General features: G+C 69.5%; 16 protein-coding genes. 7 read left to right on the top strand and 9 right to left on the bottom strand.

Annotated elements, in window-relative coordinates:
- Window positions 1-174: 174 nt before the first annotated feature.
- Window positions 175-903: an SDR family NAD(P)-dependent oxidoreductase gene (locus tag AB0M54_RS40125; RefSeq protein WP_364477275.1), complete on the bottom strand. Its 729-nt coding sequence runs from the start codon at window positions 901-903 to the stop codon at window positions 175-177.
- A gap of 469 nt (window positions 904-1,372) precedes the next feature.
- Here AB0M54_RS40125 and AB0M54_RS40120 point away from each other — a divergent pair, with 469 nt between their 5' ends.
- Entirely contained in the window at window positions 1,373-1,735 is a 363-nt protein-coding gene (locus AB0M54_RS40120; protein ID WP_364477273.1) for a hypothetical protein, read from the top strand.
- 75 nt (window positions 1,736-1,810) lie between these two features.
- Here AB0M54_RS40120 and AB0M54_RS40115 read toward each other — a convergent pair whose 3' ends face one another.
- Window positions 1,811-2,533 carry an SDR family oxidoreductase gene (locus AB0M54_RS40115; protein WP_364331411.1) on the bottom strand — a complete coding sequence of 241 codons (723 nt, stop codon included), beginning with the start codon at window positions 2,531-2,533 and terminating at the stop codon, window positions 1,811-1,813.
- Window positions 2,534-2,574: 41 nt separating this feature from the next.
- Complete coding sequence (locus AB0M54_RS40110) at window positions 2,575-3,456, bottom strand: SDR family oxidoreductase (protein WP_364477271.1); 882 nt, start codon at window positions 3,454-3,456, stop codon at window positions 2,575-2,577.
- Window positions 3,457-3,725: 269 nt separating this feature from the next.
- On the opposite strand from AB0M54_RS40110, the gene AB0M54_RS40105 reads away from it, so the two are divergent.
- Complete coding sequence (locus tag AB0M54_RS40105; protein ID WP_364477269.1) at window positions 3,726-5,195, top strand: GGDEF domain-containing protein; 1,470 nt, start codon at window positions 3,726-3,728, stop codon at window positions 5,193-5,195.
- A 166-nt stretch (window positions 5,196-5,361) separates the two neighbouring features.
- On the opposite strand, the gene AB0M54_RS40100 is transcribed toward AB0M54_RS40105, so the two are convergent.
- Window positions 5,362-5,952, bottom strand: coding sequence for a hypothetical protein (locus AB0M54_RS40100; protein ID WP_364477267.1), 591 nt, complete (start codon window positions 5,950-5,952; stop codon window positions 5,362-5,364).
- An 86-nt stretch (window positions 5,953-6,038) separates the two neighbouring features.
- Window positions 6,039-6,701, bottom strand: a complete 663-nt coding sequence (locus AB0M54_RS40095; protein ID WP_364331400.1) for a response regulator transcription factor — start codon at window positions 6,699-6,701, stop codon at window positions 6,039-6,041.
- Between the two features lie 96 nt (window positions 6,702-6,797).
- Between AB0M54_RS40095 and AB0M54_RS40090 the strand changes: the two genes are divergently transcribed.
- From AB0M54_RS40090 to AB0M54_RS40075, 4 genes are all read left to right on the top strand, one after another.
- Entirely contained in the window at window positions 6,798-8,516 is a 1,719-nt protein-coding gene (locus AB0M54_RS40090; protein ID WP_364331397.1) for a GAF domain-containing sensor histidine kinase, read from the top strand.
- Between the two features lie 156 nt (window positions 8,517-8,672).
- Complete coding sequence (locus AB0M54_RS40085; protein WP_364477265.1) at window positions 8,673-9,638, top strand: nitroreductase family protein; 966 nt, start codon at window positions 8,673-8,675, stop codon at window positions 9,636-9,638.
- Window positions 9,639-9,757: 119 nt separating this feature from the next.
- Window positions 9,758-10,759 (top strand): nitroreductase, encoded by a 1,002-nt coding sequence (locus AB0M54_RS40080; protein ID WP_364477263.1) that lies wholly within the window; start codon window positions 9,758-9,760, stop codon window positions 10,757-10,759.
- A gap of 293 nt (window positions 10,760-11,052) precedes the next feature.
- Window positions 11,053-12,720, top strand: coding sequence for an ATP-binding protein (locus tag AB0M54_RS40075; protein ID WP_364477261.1), 1,668 nt, complete (start codon window positions 11,053-11,055; stop codon window positions 12,718-12,720).
- 38 nt (window positions 12,721-12,758) lie between these two features.
- Here AB0M54_RS40075 and AB0M54_RS40070 read toward each other — a convergent pair whose 3' ends face one another.
- The 3 genes from AB0M54_RS40070 to AB0M54_RS40060 all read right to left on the bottom strand — a co-directional run bounded on the left by AB0M54_RS40070 (window position 12,759) and on the right by AB0M54_RS40060 (window position 15,040).
- Window positions 12,759-12,896, bottom strand: coding sequence for a hypothetical protein (locus tag AB0M54_RS40070; protein ID WP_364477259.1), 138 nt, complete (start codon window positions 12,894-12,896; stop codon window positions 12,759-12,761).
- A 1,180-nt stretch (window positions 12,897-14,076) separates the two neighbouring features.
- Window positions 14,077-14,685, bottom strand: a complete 609-nt coding sequence (locus AB0M54_RS40065) for a helix-turn-helix domain-containing protein (protein ID WP_364477257.1) — start codon at window positions 14,683-14,685, stop codon at window positions 14,077-14,079.
- A gap of 61 nt (window positions 14,686-14,746) precedes the next feature.
- Window positions 14,747-15,040: a putative quinol monooxygenase gene (locus AB0M54_RS40060; protein ID WP_364477256.1), complete on the bottom strand. Its 294-nt coding sequence runs from the start codon at window positions 15,038-15,040 to the stop codon at window positions 14,747-14,749.
- 92 nt (window positions 15,041-15,132) lie between these two features.
- On the opposite strand from AB0M54_RS40060, the gene AB0M54_RS40055 reads away from it, so the two are divergent.
- Entirely contained in the window at window positions 15,133-15,747 is a 615-nt protein-coding gene (locus AB0M54_RS40055; protein WP_364331375.1) for an NAD(P)H-binding protein, read from the top strand.
- 20 nt (window positions 15,748-15,767) lie between these two features.
- Here AB0M54_RS40055 and AB0M54_RS40050 read toward each other — a convergent pair whose 3' ends face one another.
- Window positions 15,768-16,454: an SDR family NAD(P)-dependent oxidoreductase gene (locus AB0M54_RS40050; RefSeq protein WP_364477254.1), complete on the bottom strand. Its 687-nt coding sequence runs from the start codon at window positions 16,452-16,454 to the stop codon at window positions 15,768-15,770.
- Window positions 16,455-16,535 lie beyond the last annotated feature (81 nt).

Genomic DNA, 16,535 nt, shown 5'->3' with positions numbered 1-16,535 from the left:
CATCGAGCACGCGCCCGGAACTACACAGCCGACACCATGTCGACCCTCCTAACTGCGAGTCCACTCGCAAAGTGCGACCTCGTGTCGCAACGGCAGATCAGGACGTGCCCTTGCCCGACGCTGTGGCCGTGTGTCCTGTACCGGGGCCGGTCAACCCCAGCCTTGGCGGCGATGCTAGATCTGGTCGAGAAGCTGGGCGGATTGACCAGGCAGTAGGACAAGAACCCGGCCGTCGAGACGGTCGTCGCGGACCAGTTCAACCACGGCGTCGGTGAACTGAGCCATTGGAATCGGATCCGGGACGGTGGCCCGCTGCGCGCCTGTCATGGCGGCCAGCTCGCGCAGCGCTCGCTCGGTGCCCACCCAGTCGGGCGCGATGCAGACGACCCGAACGTTTGTTCGTTCGCGCAGGCCGGTGAGTGACGAGGTGAACCGGATGAGCCCGGCCTTCGCCGCGCCGTACTCGGGGGACTGGTACGAACGGTGTCCCAGACCGGCGGTGGAGGCCACATTGACGATTACACCTCCGTGTCGACCCTGCATCGCCGTGATCGCCAGCTGGGTAGCCAGCATCGGGCCACGCAGGTTTAGGTCGAGCAGCGCTCCCCATTGTGCCGGGGTGGCGTCGGGGAAGTGGGGCGGGACGTGCCCGCCACCGCCGGCGTTGTTGACCAGGATGTCCAGGCCGCCTGCTTCGGTGACCGCAAAATCGATCATCCTCGCTATGCCTGTCTCTGAGCACATGTCGGCCGCGATGAACCGGGCATCACCGCCGGCGTCCCTGATCATCCGCCTGGTCTGCTCCCCACCCACACAGTCGATGTCCGCCAGCACGACCGCGGCACCCTCTGTGGCGAGGCGCCGCGCGATGGCCCGACCAGTCCCGACCGACGCGCCGGTCACCAGGGCGACCTTATTCCGGATATCCACCCACACTCCCTCGCTATGAACCAACGTCCGATCTCTCCGATACTGCCAGCGGGGTACGACAGAACAGCAATGGACAAGACCGCCCGCCAGCTCAAAAAGCATTCCCACGCGAGGCTTGACCAACTGGATTTACCGCGTCAGGCAATGGTCTACACGTTTTCATCTCGGCAAATCCGGATGCTGACCCGGCGCGACAGGGTCACGCGGAGTGACGGCACTTGGCTCACTCGGCGGTAGTCCGGTTAAGGACACCCGACGGCCGGCTGCGGCACGCATCGTGGCCGGGGGCTCCGTCCGGACCGCTCCCCCGGCGCGGCGCGACGCGCGGCCCCGCCTCCAGCGGACACCCCGCCGGACCTGACCGGTGCCCTCGCCACGCCGGACGGCCGCTGGCGCGTCGAGGTGGTCCGGCGAGACGGGCATCAGGCCGACCGCGTGCGACATGCCGACAACGGCGGGTTTCGTGAGCGGCGCCCGGGGCATTCGCCAGGACATGCATCCTGAGACGCCGACCGAGCCGTTGCCCATCGCGACGGTGAACGTGGGAATGACCGTCGTCGACCGGGACGGCGACGAGGCCGGGACCGTCACCGCCGTGCAGATGCCCGGCACCGACGTGCGGCCGGACGTGGTCGCCGGCCTGGCCGAGGAGCTGATGGGCGCCGGTTACATCCGGATCGACGGCACCGGCTTCCTGTTCAACGACACCTACGGTGGCGGGGACCAGATCAGCAAGACCGTCGAGGGCGACCCGGGCGTCGTCGAACTCCGCGTCACCCGGGGCGACCTCCACCGGGCCACCTGAGGCACCGAGCGATCCTGGCGGCGGGTAAGCCGCAGCCGGGTGGGGCACCCGGCCGCGGCTTCGGCGGCGGGTGGTTCAGATGAGCATGCCGCCGGAGACCTCGATGCGCTGCGCGGTGATCCACTGGGTGCCCTCGCCGACCAGCGCGACGATCGCGCCGGCGATGTCCTCGGGCTGCCCCATCCGGCCCATCACGTTGGCCGCGGCCAGGTGCTTCTGAACGTTCTCGTCCTGCAGACCGCCGCCGCCGAACTCGGTCGCGGTGGCGCCGGGCGCGATCGTGTTCGCGGTGATCCCGCGCGGGCCGACCTCGCGGGCGAGGTACCGGGTGAACGTTTCGACCGCGCTCTTCAGGGCGCCGTAGATCGCGTAGAGCCCCTCGCCGGTGAACCGGGCCAGGCCGGTGGAGAGGTTGACGATCTTGCCGCCGTCGGCGACCAGCGGCAGCAGCTTCTGGGTCAGGAACACCATGCCGCGCAGGTGTACGTTCATCATCCGGTCGAAGTCTTCGACCGTGGCGTCCGCGATCGTCGAGCCCAGCCCGACCCCGGCGTTGTTGATCAGGATGTCGAAGTCCTCGCGGCCGAACTGCTCGCGCAGCACGGTACGCAACTCGGTCACGAAGCCGTCGTACGACTCCAGGTCGCCGACGGTCAGCGGCAGCGCCACCGCGTCGATCTTCTCACCCGGGTTGTCGCGGTAGGTGTAGATGACCTGGAAGCCGGCGTCGAGGAGCTTGACCGCGGTGGCCCGGCCGAGGCCGCGGTTGCCGCCGGTGATCAGGGCGAGCTTGGTCATGTGGGTGCCTTTCATGATCGGGAACAGACAGGGTCAGGAATTCAGGCGCCGGGCCCGAGCAGGTCCTCGTAGCCCACGGTCCGATAGAACTCGCGCCGCACGCGGTCGCCCATGCGGAAAACCTCCTCGGCGCCGTCCTGGGCCGGGTCGATGTAGACCCGGAACGGCCGCCGGCCCCGCGGCAGGTCGACGACCCGCACGATCTCCCTTGCCACCTCCTGCGGGTCGGCGTCGTCGGGTGAGAGCCGCGCCTGCTTGCCGAGCAGGTCGTCCATCACGCCGGCGTACCTCTCCTGGTAGGACTCCACGACCGCGGTGTCCTCCGGGTGGCCGGCGTGGGCGTAGTGGTTGGTACCCGTGGTGAACGAACCGGGAACCACGATCGTGGTGTCGATCCCGAAGCGGGCGACCTCCGCCGCGATGCTGACCGCGAGGGCGTCCTCGGCGGCCTTCGCGGCGAAGTAAGGTCCCAGGTAGGGCGGGGTGCCGCCGCGGGCGCTGGACGAGCCGACCCAGACCAGCAGGCCGTCGCCCTGGCCGCGCAGGTGCGGCAGGACCGCCCGGTTGACCCGCTGGGTGGACAGCACGTTGGTGTCGTAGACGGCGGCGCTCTGCTCGACCGTGAACGCCTCGACCGGGCCGAGGGTCATGTGGCCGGCGTTGTGCACGACGACGTCGATGCGACCCGCCTCGCGCAGCACGCGCTCGACGGCGGCATCCACCGAATGCTGGTCGGACACGTCCATCTCGAGGCTGACGGCGTTCGGCGCGTACCCCTCGAAGTCGGCCGCGGCCTGCTTGTTGCGTCCCTCGATGTCGCGCATGCCGCCGAACACCCGATGGCCGGCGTCGACCAGGGCGCGCGCGCTCATGGCGCCGAACCCGCTCGACGCCCCGGTGATGATGATGGTCCTGCTGCTCACAATGATCTCCGCAGGTCGTTCGAAGTTGATCTGACGATGCGCAACTTGCCCAGGTGGAGGTGGGTGGAGGCGCGATTTATTGCGCGCTTCTCGCCGCAACTTGCGAAAGGCGACAGGCGAGACACCCATTTCCGTACGGAACGCCGCCGCGAAGTGGCGCCGGCCGGCGCCTCAGGTCGCGCGACGGGCGCCCGCCGGCGGTGAGGAACGACTCCGGGTAGTTCGGCGAGGGGCTCAGGTGCCGCGATGATGCTGTCGATAAAGGGGACGTGAGGCAGCCCGGGCCGGTGGCATGGCGGACCGTGATCGCCGTCTGCGTGATCGCAGGCGGGGTCGCCGCGACGCCGTCCGGCCGGGCGGCGCCGGTGGCGATGCTCGCGGGCCTGGCTGTGCTCGCCGCCGGGCTTGTTGCCGCCGCCCGCTCACTCGGGCCCGGCCGGCGCCGCATCTGGACGCCCTGGATCGCCGCGGTCGGCTGCGCGGTGGCCGGAGCGGCCATTTTCCAGACCGGTGTGCTGCTGGACGTCGTGCCGGTGGCGGCCGACGTGGCGCAGTTCTTCTGGCTGTTCTTCTACCTCCCGGTCACCGTTGCCACCATGCGCTTCATCGAGCGGCGCGGGCTGCCGAGGGCTGTCCGTCGCGCCGTCCTCCAGGATGTGGCGGTGGTGACCGCCGCGGCGACGGTCCTCGCCTGGTACGCCCTGATCAGGCCCGCGCTGGCGGTGACGCCGCCCGGGAACCGATGGGCGCTGATCGCCGCGTTCTCCTTCCCGCTGGGCGACGTGGTCATTCTGGCGCTCGGGCTCACCCTGGTGCTCGCTCCGGGGGCGCTGTCCGCCGCGGAGCGCCTTGCCCTGCTCGGTTTCGGCCTGACCTTGGTCCTCGACGTGGTATACGCCGTGCTGCCGATGGTGGCGGCCGGGCTGGACGCCTTCTGGCACCACCCCGGCTACCTCGTGGTCAACGCGGTGCTGACCGCCGCGGCACTGCACCCGAGCCGGGACGCCGTGTCCCCCGCCGTGCCCCGTACGACGCTCGCCGTGAGCATGACGGGCTGGCGGATGATTCTGCTCGGGGCGGCCCTGTCCGGGGTGAGCCTGAGTGTCTTCGTCATGCCACGTGACGGCTGGGACGCCGTACCGGCCGCGCTGGCGCTGCTGGTCATGATCGCTCTCATCCTCGCGCGCCTGCGCCGCTCCGTGACCGCGCTGGAACGGACCGAGCGTGCCCTGCGCCACGAGGTGACGCACGACCAGCTGACGGGCATTGCCAATCGGGCCCGCCTGATGGACGACCTCCGGGGTGCCCTGCGTACCCCTTCCGCGCTGTTCTTCATCGACCTCGACGGCTTCAAGGCGATCAACGACCAGCGTGGCCATCACAGCGGCGACCTGGTCCTGCAGACCGTCGCCGCCCGGCTCAGCACCTCGGTGCGCGAGTCGGACACGGTGGCTCGCCTCGGCGGGGACGAGTTCGTGGTGCTCTGTCCCGGACTGGAGGACGAAACCACGTCGTCGCTCGCCGCCCGGATCGAGCGGTCGATCGCCGAGCCGATCGCCGTCGACGGGGGTGCGGTCACGATCGGGGCGTCGATCGGGATCCTGATGCTGTCCGCGCCGGCGACGGCGGCCGACGGCAGCATCGATCAGGTGATCAGCGATCTGCTGCGCTCCGCCGACGCCGCGATGTACGCGGCCAAACGCGACGGCGGCGGCGTCCGCGTCGTGACCTACGGCTGAGCGGGCGCGGCGGCGTTCTCCCGGGCGAGGAATGAGCCGAGTTCGCCGATGGTGCTCATCAGCGGGGCCGGGAAGACGACCGGAATCCGAGGGCCGCCAGGGACAGCAGACACTCAGCCGTTCGCCGGCTCCTTCCCGCGGGAAGAAGCCGGCCATGGTGCGTTGGTCAGATCAGCCAGCGGTTCTTCTGGACGATGGGCAGCTGCGCCCACCGGCGACCGAGGCCCCAGGTGTGCCCGGCGTAGGTCAGGGCGAGCACGACCAGGCCGACGCCGTACACGAAGTGGTAGTCGGTGATCGGGTTGGACGATCCGGAGGGCTTGCCGTCGGCGGTGGTGCGGTCGAGCGGGAACTCGGCGAGCCACATCAGGGCCATGACGAGCACTCCGGCGCCGGCGGCGATCCGCAGGCCGATCCCGGCGATCAGGGCGACCCCGATGGCGAGCATGGAGAGCATGAACAGGCCGTTGGCGTACCAGGTGCCGGCCATCGTGTGGAACATCGACTGGAACGGACCGACGTCGACCGAGGACAGGAAACCCTTGGTCGGCGAGCCACCGTTGATCCAGGCCCGCTCCGACGGGGTCGAGAAGCCGAGCCCGAACGTCTTGTCGAGGAACGCCCACAGGAATACGAAACCGAGAGAGATCCGCAGAACCGCCAGAGCCTTCGCGGCGCCGGTCGTCAGCATCGCACCCGGCGCCTCGACATGCTCCAAGGCGTGCGATGCAGGGGGGTTGATCTTCTGAACGCTCATGAGGGCTCCTTCTAGCGGTTGACACCCAGGACTCTCGTCCCCGTAACCCCTCCGACGCCCGGGCTGCCCGACCCGACTCGACGGGACTAAAGTCCCGCCGTGCCTGCGGAGCGGGGGTGCTCGGCGATCAACCGGGTGGCCAGGACCGCGGCCTGGGTACGCCGTTCCAGGCCGAGTTTGGCCAGCAGGCTGGAGACGTAGTTCTTCACTGTCTTCTCCGCCAGGAACATCTTCGCGGCGATCTCACGGTTGGTCAGGCCCTCGGCGACGTACTCGAGGATCCTGCGTTCCTGATCGGTGAGGGAGGCCAGCTCGCGGGGCTGCTCGACGCCGTTGCGGATGCGTTCGAGGACCCGCTGGGTCACGGCCGGATCGAGCAGGGACTGCCCGGCCGCCACCCGGCGGACGGCGTCGACGAGGTCGTTGCCGCGGATCTGCTTGAGGACGTACCCGGAGGCGCCGGCCATGATCGCGGCGAACAGGGCCTCGTCGTCCTCGTACGAGGTCAGGATCAGGCCCTTGATCGTGGAGTCGACCGCGCGGACGTCGCGGCACACGTCGATGCCGTTGCCGTCGGGCAGCCGCGCGTCGAGCACAGCGACGTCCGGCCGCAGCGCGGGGATCCGCCGGGTGGCCTCCTGCGCCGAGCCGGACTCGCCGATGACCTCAATGTCTCCGGCGGCGTGCAGCAGGTCGGTCAGGCCGCGGCGGACGACCTCGTGGTCGTCGAGCAGGAAGACACGGATCATTGCTCATTCTTACCGCCGGTCCGGACGTCGACGTAGGGCCGAAGGTCCTGTCAATCAGAAACGGGCACCGGCGGCTACGACCGATAGCATGAGTGCATGGCCGGTGAGCTGGGCGAGCAGCACCGCGATGCGCCGTCGCTCGGTCTGAGCCCGCTGTCGCGGGTCCGCCTCGATGAACTCCTGCGCGAGATGCTGGACCGCGTCGGTGAGGTCGTGGCCAGCCGCGAACGACTCCGTGCACTGCTGGACGCCGTGGTCGGCATCGGCGGCGACCTCGACCTGCGGACCGTGCTGCAGCGGATCGTCGCCGCGGCGTGTGAGCTCGCCGGCGCCCGGTACGCGGCTCTGGGGATCGTCGGGTCCGACCGTCAGCTGTCCGATTTCATCACCCATGGCATCGACCCCGAGCTGCACGCGGCGATCGGTGACCTGCCGCGCGGCCGCGGGGTCCTCGGTCTGCTGATCACCGACCCCCACCCGGTCCGCATGCCGGACATCACCCAGCACCCGCGATCGTACGGTTTCCCGCCCAACCACCCACCGATGCACAGCTTCCTCGGCGCTCCGATCCGCATCCGGGACCAGGTCTACGGCAACCTGTACCTGTCCGAGAAGCAGGGCGCCGCGGAATTCACCGACGATGACGAGGAGATCGTCGCCGCGCTCGCCGCGGCCGCGGGTGTCGCCATCGACAATGCCCGGCTGTTCGCCCTGGCGACCCGCCGGGAACGCTGGCTCGCCGCGGCCGCCGAGATCACCTCGGTGCTGCTCGGCAAAGTACGCCGCACCGAGGCGCTGCGCCTGATCGCCCGCCGCGCCCGTGAGGTCGCGGATGCCGACCTGGTGCTGGTGTTGCTCTACGACGACGTGGCCGGCCAGTTCACCGTCGAGGCGGTCGACGGCCCCGACACCGTGACAGCGGGACTGCTCGGCGCCGTCCTGACCGCGGCCGACACGACCTTCCTCGACGCGGTGTCGACGCCGCACCGCATGCTGCTCGACGACCTCTCCAAGGCGGCACCGTGGCCTGTCCCGGTGCCCGGCGGGCCGGCCATGGTCGCCCCGCTGGGCCGCTCGGACGTCCTGCACGGTGTGCTGATCGTCGGCCACGGGGCCGGGCACGACGCCCGCAACGACGATGTGGCGCTGCTGTCGAGCTTCGCCGACCAGGCCGCCCTCGCCCTGGAACGCGCCCGGGCCCAGGAGGAACGCGAGCAACTCGTGGTGCTGGAGGACCGGGAGAGGATCGCCCGGGACCTGCACGACGTGGTCATCCAGCGGCTGTTCGCCACCGGCATGGAGCTGCAGAGCACCGTGCCGCACACCACCCGGCCGGAGGTCGCCAAGCGGATCAACCACGCGGTCGACGCCCTCGACGCGACCATCCGCGACATCCGCCGCTCGATCTTCGAGCTCCGCACCCCCATCGGGGTCTCCCTGCGCACCGAGTTGCGCGACACCGTCGACGCGGCGGCCGGCGTGCTCGGGTTCCGGCCCGTCCTGGACACCTCCGGGCCGGTGGACAGCGCCGTACCGGACGACATCGTCCCGGAGATCCTGGCGGTGGTACGCGAAGCCCTGTCCAATGTGGCCCGGCACGCCAACGCGAGCACCGTGCGGGTGTCGGTGCGGGCAGCCGGCGGGCAGATCGCTGTCATCGTGCAGGACGACGGAGTCGGCGCTGATGCCACGCTCGCCCGCGGCGGGCTGGTCAACCTGCTGGACCGGGCCGGCGACCTCGGCGGGACCTTCGAAGTGAGCCGCAACGAGGGCGGCGGCACCGTCGTCGACTGGCGAGTTCCCCTGAACGGCTGACCCTACGGCCCGGGTCCTTCGGCCCTGACGCAATCGCCTGCTGAGCGGCACCCTGGTCAACAGACAGAACTCGCGCCGTTGTCGTCACGACCCGCGATCTCCCGCAATCATGATCCGTGTCGCCGACGAGGGCAGCGGTGAACAGGGGTGGCCTCCATGACACCACGGTCCTACGGCCCGGCGGAGCTGCACATCGCCGCCGCAGCCGGCATCCGGGCGCCGTCACTGCACAACAGCCAACCCTGGCGATTCCGGCTGCACGACGGCGCGATCGAGGTGATGGCTGACCCCCGCGATCACCTGGCCCTGGCCGACCGGATCGGCTGGGCGGTACGGATCGCCTGCGGCGCCGCGGTGTTCAACGCCCGCCTCGCCCTGCTCGCCCACGGCAGCCCCGCCGAGGTACGGCTACGGCCCGATCCGGCTGACCCCACGGTCATGGCCGGCCTGCGACCGGGACCGCCGCGGCCCGCGACGTACCCCGAAAGTGACCTTTTCGCCGCGATCGGCCGACGGCGCAGCAGCCGGGAACCGTTCTGGCCCGATCCGGTCCCGGCCGACGTCCGGGCCCGGCTCGTCGACGCCGCCCGGGCCGAGGGCGCCTGGCTGGAGCTGCTCGTCGGGATGACCGCGCTCACCGGCTTCGCCGAGATCGCGCGGAGCGCCGACCGGGTGCTGCGCCGCGACCCCGCCTACCAGGAGCGACTGTCCGAGTGGATCCGTACCGAAGCCTCCGGCGACGGGGTGCCCGTCGCCGCGGCCGCCCGGGTCGGCGAACCCCAGGATCTACTCCCCCAGCGCGCCTACGGCGACCGCCCGCGCGCCCCGGGACGAGACTTCGAACCGGAACCGCTGATCGCGATCCTCGGCTCGACCGGTGACACCGCCGCTGACCAGATCAACGCCGGCCTGGCCCTGCAGCGGGTGCTGCTCACCGTCACCGATGCCGGCCTCGCCGCTTCGATGATCTCCCAACCCATCGAAGTGACGGGCGCCCGCGAGCAGCTGAGCCGATCACTGGGCAGCCGATTCGGCACACCGCAGATGGCCCTCCGCATCGGCTACGGGCAGCCCGGCAGCCCCACCCCCCGCCGCGACCCGGCACAGACCGTCATCTCCTGAACCACGTGCAGGAGTCACAACTGCCCGCGACCCGGCGGGTGGCCAAGTCGGGTCTTTCGGCCCTGAACACAGCCGGCCTGTCCCCGCACCCTGAGCAGTAGACAAACCGGAGGTTTCCTGTGACCGCCTCACCCCAGCGCCTGACCAGCTCCGAGACGACTGCCGTCCTCGAAGCCGCCGCGCGCGCATCGCTGCACGCACCGTCGGTGTTCAACACCCAACCGTGGCACTGGCGTGTCACCGGCGACATCTTGGAGCTGTCCTCGGACCCGGAGCGGCAGCTCGACGCCACCGACCCCGACGGACGGTTGCTGCTGATCAGCTGCGGCGCGGCGCTGCACCACGCCCGTACCGCGCTGGCGGCAGCCGGCTACGCCGTCACCGTCGACCGGATGCCCGACCCGGCTCACCCTGAACTGCTGGCTCGCATCCAGCTCGGGGCCGCCGTACCGCCCAATCCCGAGACGCAGCGGATGGCCGCCGCGATCCCCCGCCGCCGCACCGACCGGCGTGCCTTCGGCGACCGACAGGTGTCCGAGGCGATGATCACCCGGTTGCGCCGCCTCGTCGAATTCGAGGGGGCTTACCTGCACGAGGTGCCCCAGGACCAGGTGGCGATGCTGGCCATCGCCACCGAGCGGGCGGCCGGCATCGAACACGACGATCCCACGTACCGGGCGGAGCTCAACCGCTGGACCAACCGTCCTCAGTGGCGCGGCGACGGCGTGCCACCCACGACCGCGGTGGAGCCCACGCCACGACGAGTCGCTGTCCGCGACTTCACCCCCGTTGGCGCCACCGCCGGCCTGAGCGCCGGCGACGGTGTGGACAAGGGCGCCGCGTACGTCATCGTGTACGGCAATGGCGATCAGCCCACCGATCTCCTGCGCGGCGGTGAGGCCATGTCCACGCTGCTGTTGCTGGCCACCGCGGAAGGGCTCGCCACCGCACTGCTCAGCGAAGCCGTCGAAGTGACCTGGCCCCGCCGGCTGCTCCGCGGCCTGCTGTCAGATCTCGGCGAGCCCTACCTCGTCGTCCGGCTCGGATATCCCGTATCACGGGTCCCCCTGCCGCCCGTCCCCCGCCGTGACGCCGCCGAAACCATCACCACCCAGGGATAGCGGACGTCCAGACGGTCGCCCCGGAGCCCGGCCCGCTGCCCGCACCCCACAGCCTCTGCGTTCGGCGCACGTCCACGACGATCCGTGGTGCGCGCGGATGAGCGTCCGGATGAGGATGTGGCCACACGCGTGACCGGGCTTGGCGAACGTCGTGAGAAGGGTTCGCCGGAGCGGTATTCTGAAGATCAATAACCGGAGCAGATGCCCAGACCCTGCCGCTCTCCGACCGGATCGTTGTTGGGGTGACGCCGTCACCCCAACCAATGTCCTGGATATCGGCTCTGGAGGGCGACATGGTCGAGGTTGCTGAGGCGGCGCACCACGTCGGGCGCACGGAACTGGCGGCGATCGTGGCGTGTACGCACGACGCGGTCATCGGCGTGACGCCGCCAGATGTCGTCAACAGTTGCAACCCGGCGGCGGCAGCACTGTACGGCCGCCCGGCCGAACAGATCATCGGCCGTCACCTCGACGACCTCGTCGCGCCGGACCGGCGAACCGGTGATGCGGAAATCTTGCGCCGCGTGTTACGGGGCGGGCAGACCGAGCAGTACGACACGGCGTGGCTCGGCAAAGACGACCGCGTGATCGCGGTATCGCTGACCGCGTCCGCCGTCATCGACACCGCCGGCGACCAAGCGGGCGCGGTGCTGGTGTGCCGCGAACAGGACACACCGCCCGCGGAGGCGTACCCACCCGCGGAAACCGTCGATCGCGGGCCGCAGGCCGGCACCGACCAGGCCACCCTCGACGCCCAGATGCAGCAGACCCAGCGTCTGGAGGTACTCGGACGATTGGCCGGCGGGGTCGCCCACGACTTCAACAACCTGCTCGCGGTGATCCTCAACTACGCCGCCTTCGTCGCCGAAGAGCTCACCTCGGCACCCGCATGGGAGCAGCGCCAGCAAACCCAGCACGACGTCGGGCAGATCCAACAGGCCGCCGAACGCGCCGCCGAACTGACCCACCAACTCCTCGCCTTCGCCCGCCAGGACGTGATCCGGCCGCAGGTGCTACACCTCAACGACAACGTCAGCCGGGTGGAAGAACTGCTACGCCGGACCCTCGGCGAGGACGTGGAGCTGACCACCACCCTGGCCCCGGACCTGTGGCCGATCCTGGCCGACCCCGGGCAGATCGAACAGATCCTGCTCAACCTCGCGATCAACGCCCGCGACGCCATGCCCCACGGCGGCACCCTGCGTATCGACACCACCAATATCGTCGTCGACGACGACTCGGTCGCCGCCGGGTCACCAGCGCGACCCGGCCACCACGTGCAGCTGCGGGTCAGCGACACCGGCACCGGCATACCCGCCGACGTGCTCAACCACGTCTTCGAGCCGTTCTTCACCACCAAGAGCCACAACGGCGGCACCGGGCTGGGCCTGGCCACCGTGTACGGAATCGTCACCCAGGCCGAGGGCGCCATCGGCATCCAGTCCGAAGCCGGCGCCGGGACCACTTTTACCATCACCCTGCCGATCACCGACCAGGCCGCCACGCTCGAGGAACCCGACTCCTACCGGCGCACCCCGGCCGGAGAGACCATCCTCGTCGTCGAGGACCAGGAAGCACTGCGGCAGGTCACCGAACGGATCCTCACCCGCAACGGCTACAAGGTCATCACCGCCGCGAACGGCCCCGACGCCCTCGCCCTTGCCGCCGGGCACGACGGCGACATCCACCTGCTCGTCACCGACGTGGTCATGCCCAAAATGCTCGGCAAGGAAGTCGCCGAACGCATCCGCGAGTTCCAGCCGGACATCGAAGTGCTCTACATGTCGGGCTACGCCCAACCCGTCCTGGCCTCCCAGGGCAAACTCGACCGCGGCGTCGCACTCCTTGACAAACCCTTCTCCGAGGACGCCCTGATCACCAAGGCCGGACTGGTCCTCAACGCCCACTTCCACGGATACGAAACCATCGGACCCGACAAGTTGCGTCACCCTCTCGCTTGAGTAGGTCTTCGACCTGGTCACGCCGGCTCCGCAGCGCATCATGACGTCCACGTCCAGTCACGGACCTCCGGCATGTCCTCGAAGTTCTCCCGGATGTAGTCGTGGTGCCGGTCCAGCATCTCGGAACAGTGCCGGGCCAGATCAAGACCCTTTTCCGGTACGCGGTGGAAGGACACTTGGGGTGGCTTCAGGTGGTCGGATCCGGGTCAGCCGGGAACTTTCGCATCAGAGCTACGTTGCGGCTGAACCCTTGGGGTGGCGGCCTCCGCGTATCAGCAGCACCGCCCCCATGGCCGCGAAGCTGAGATCACGGACGGCGGCTGACGCCGTCTGGGCGGCGGCCGGCAGGCTCAGAGTGCTGACCATCAGCCGGCCGTACGGTCAACAGCTGCCGACGGCGGTGGTAGCCGCCCCGCCGGAACGCTGTTCCACGCCCGCAGAGCGACCGCACCGGCACGGTTCTGTGTCCTCATCGCGTACCTCCGGCAGGTGTTCGTGCCGAAAGTCTGCGCCCGCGGGTCCGCGTTGGTCAGGGCCGTTGGACCCCTCACGCCGGACGACATCCGGCAGCGCTCGGACCGGCTGGCCGGCGACAACTGCGACGCCTGACCGCTCGGCGTCTCAGCGGCCCGTCCCTCGTGCGGGCGAGATGGTTCCCGTCATCGAGCACCTCGCTGGGTGTGCCATGCACCTCCCCAACACGAGGGCCCCGGCGCTGTGAAGCGCCGGGGCCCAAGGGTTACGGGACTTTAAACACCATCTACCGACTGAAACGTCGGATTGTCATATCCACACCAGCCCGGTATTCGGGGTTCGGGTGCGAGGATCGCGTAAGCGTGACCGGAGACCACCTCTCGTTCGATGGAGAACTACGGTGTCCGCGCCCAGCCCGGAAATGCGGCTGGCAACGGGCGATCCAATGGTGTGAGACCCTCCCTTTCCTCTGACTTCTCATCCTTCGTGCTGTCCGCCGGTGTCGGAACCCACGCGACTTCATGGCCCCGGACACGTACGACGAGCCCTCTTCTTACCTGCGCGGAGCCCAGGAACTTACATCGGCCCCGCCACCTGAAACACCCCGAGACATGAACAATCAACCCCGGGAACTGCCGAACTTCACTGTCACCTGCACCCACCGGGCACATCCAACCGCGATGTGCCTGAGCCGGGGCGTTGTCGGGCCGGCTCCTTCGCCTCAGTCGGGCGGTTCTCGTCTACGTCTTTGATGTTGCCGCGTTCTCGACCAGAAATAAGTTAGCCGACGGCGGCGAGGATGTCTAGTGGCTCAGACATAGATTTTCTAACCGCCGGGTGCCGACATTGATGGGCGAGCCCGGTTAGCCACGATGGCCGCGACTAGGTCGGGCGGGGGTGGAGACCGTCGCAGACGATCTCGATCATGCGTTGTTGGGCGGCGCCGTCGTCGTCACGGGTGATGCAGCCGGCGATGAGGGCTTTGATATCGGCGGTGTCGACATCATCGCGGACCGTTCCGGCCTGCTGCGCCTGGGTGAGCAGACCGGTCATGGCCGTGCCGAAGTCGCGGATGGCGGTCGACGCGGCGGCCCGGAGGTCGAAGCCGGCGCCGGTGAGGGCGTCACCGACGGCGTGATCGGCTGCGCTCTGGCGTACCAGGAACGCGAAGAAGGTGAAGAACGCTGTTGTCGGCGGTTCCTGGGCGGCGATGTCCTCGGCGCTGCGGACGAGATGTTCGATCCGGTGGAGTGCGACCGCCCGGAAGAGCGCCTCCTTCGTCGGGAAGTGCCGGGTGACGGTGCCGGTACTGACGCCGGCGCGGCGTGCGATCTCGCGAATCGGAACCGCGGCACCGTGAGCGGCGAAGGCCGCGAAGGCTTCTTCCAGGACGCGGGCCTGGTTGCGCCGGCCGTCGGCGCGTTGGGGCCGGGGCGGCGCCGTTGAGGCGTCGGCGCGGGTGGTGTCCGGAGTTCGGTCTGACGGTGGCATCGCTGTGATCGTAAGTCCTGCCGGGCCGGCGGCTTCGTCCGCTTTCGAGCCGCCGGTCCAGTCAGCTTGGGAGAGGGCTGGAGCCGCTGATGTCGTATCGCACGACCTCCACGCTGCGGACGTGCGCCGTGGACGGCGCGGTCTGCGCGTTGCCGGACAGGTGGGCGTTGAGGTCCGCTTCGGACTCCCACCGCTCGAAGATGTTGACCCGGCCGGACTCGATGGGGTCGGCCGCCACCACGTAGTCCAGGCATCCGGGTGCGGTTCGCGTCCGGCGCAGGGCCGGCGCGAGGCCCTCCAACAGGGCGTCGCGATGGGCGGGATCGACGTAGCCGGTTCCGGCGACGATCAGCATGACGTGCCTCCAGGGTTGACCTCTCGGTGCTACGCGGGCACAGTAACACCTAAACGGCACACGCGTGCCGTTTAGGTGATCGAGGAGTTCCCTTGCGTCTGGCCATCTTCGGTGCCACCGGCCGCGCCGGCCGTGTCGTGGTCGAGCAGGCCCTTCAAAGCGGTCACCACATCAACGCGCTCGCCCGCGACCCGGCCCGGGTCCGCCCCCACGCTCAGGTTCGCGTCGTCGGCGGCGACGTACGCGACCCCGCGGCAGTAGCCCGGACGCTGCAGGGCGCCGACGCGATCGTCAGCACCCTGGGCAAACGACGGCGCGGCCCCGACGCCTGCACGGAAGGCATCCGCACAGTGCTGTCCGCCTCAGCCCACAACGGCCCCCGCCGGCTCATCATCCTGAGCAACTACGGCGTTGCGGACAGCCGCCACCGCACCGCCTACGTCGCCACATCGTGGCTGCTCGAACGGGCCGTTCTCCAGGACAAGGAAAAGATGGAGGCTCTCGTCAACAACAGCGACACCGACTGGACCGTGGTACGCGCCCCCATGCTTACCAACGGACCCCGCACCGGCCAGTACCGCACCGGAACCGACCTCCGGCTCTCCTTCGCCGCCAGGATCTCTCGCGCCGACCTTGCAGAGTTCATGCTCACCGAACTCCACGACAACGCCTACCTGCGACGAGCCGTGGCCATTACGTCCGGATAGCACGCACCAAGTCGAAGTGGCTAGAACGGGACTGAGCCGTTCCGGTTGACGTACCGTCCGGAACCGGCGCCAGGCCCCTCGGTGGCCAGTGCGACAACAGCGTCGGTGCCTTCGGTGACGCTCTGGGGGCCGGAGTGGTTGTTGAAATCCGTGGCGGTGTAGCCTGGGTCGGCCGCGTTGATCCGGATCTCCGGCATGGCCTTGGCGTACTGAGTGGTCAGCATGGTCAGTGCCGCCTTCGACGCGGTGTAGGCCGGGAAAATGACCTTCGACTCGGGCCGCGCCGGGTCGTGGGTGGCGGCGAGCGAGCCCATGTCGCTGCTCACATTGACGATGACCGGGTCGGTCGAGCGCTTCAGCAGCGGCAGGAACGCCTCGGTCGTGCGAACGACGCCGATCACGTTCACCTCGAGGACCTCGCGCAGGTCGGCGACGTCGGTCGTGCCGAACCTGCCCTGAACGCCGGCATTGTTGATCAGCACATCGACGAGGCCCTCGTGCTGTTCGACGTCCGTGACGGCCGCGGCGACCGACTCGTCGTCGGTCACGTCGATCTGCACGAATCGGGCGCCCAGCTTGTCGGCGGCCTCAGCGCCCCGGTCCGAGTCGCGGGCTCCCAGCACGACGGTGTGCCCCTGCTCGATGAGGCGGCGGGCGGTTTCGTAGCCGAGGCCCTTGTTGGCCCCGGTGATGAAGGTGATCGTCATTCGTCCATGGTTCGGCGGCCGCGGCGGCCCAGCCAGGGAAGGCTGTTACCACCCTCGGCAACCGGCCCTTGGTCATAATCG

The organism is Actinoplanes sp. NPDC051470, from assembly GCF_040682035.1.
Taxonomy (GTDB): domain Bacteria; phylum Actinomycetota; class Actinomycetes; order Mycobacteriales; family Micromonosporaceae; genus Actinoplanes.
Note: the sequence above shows the minus strand (reverse complement) of the source record. Positions and strands in the feature narration are given on the sequence as shown.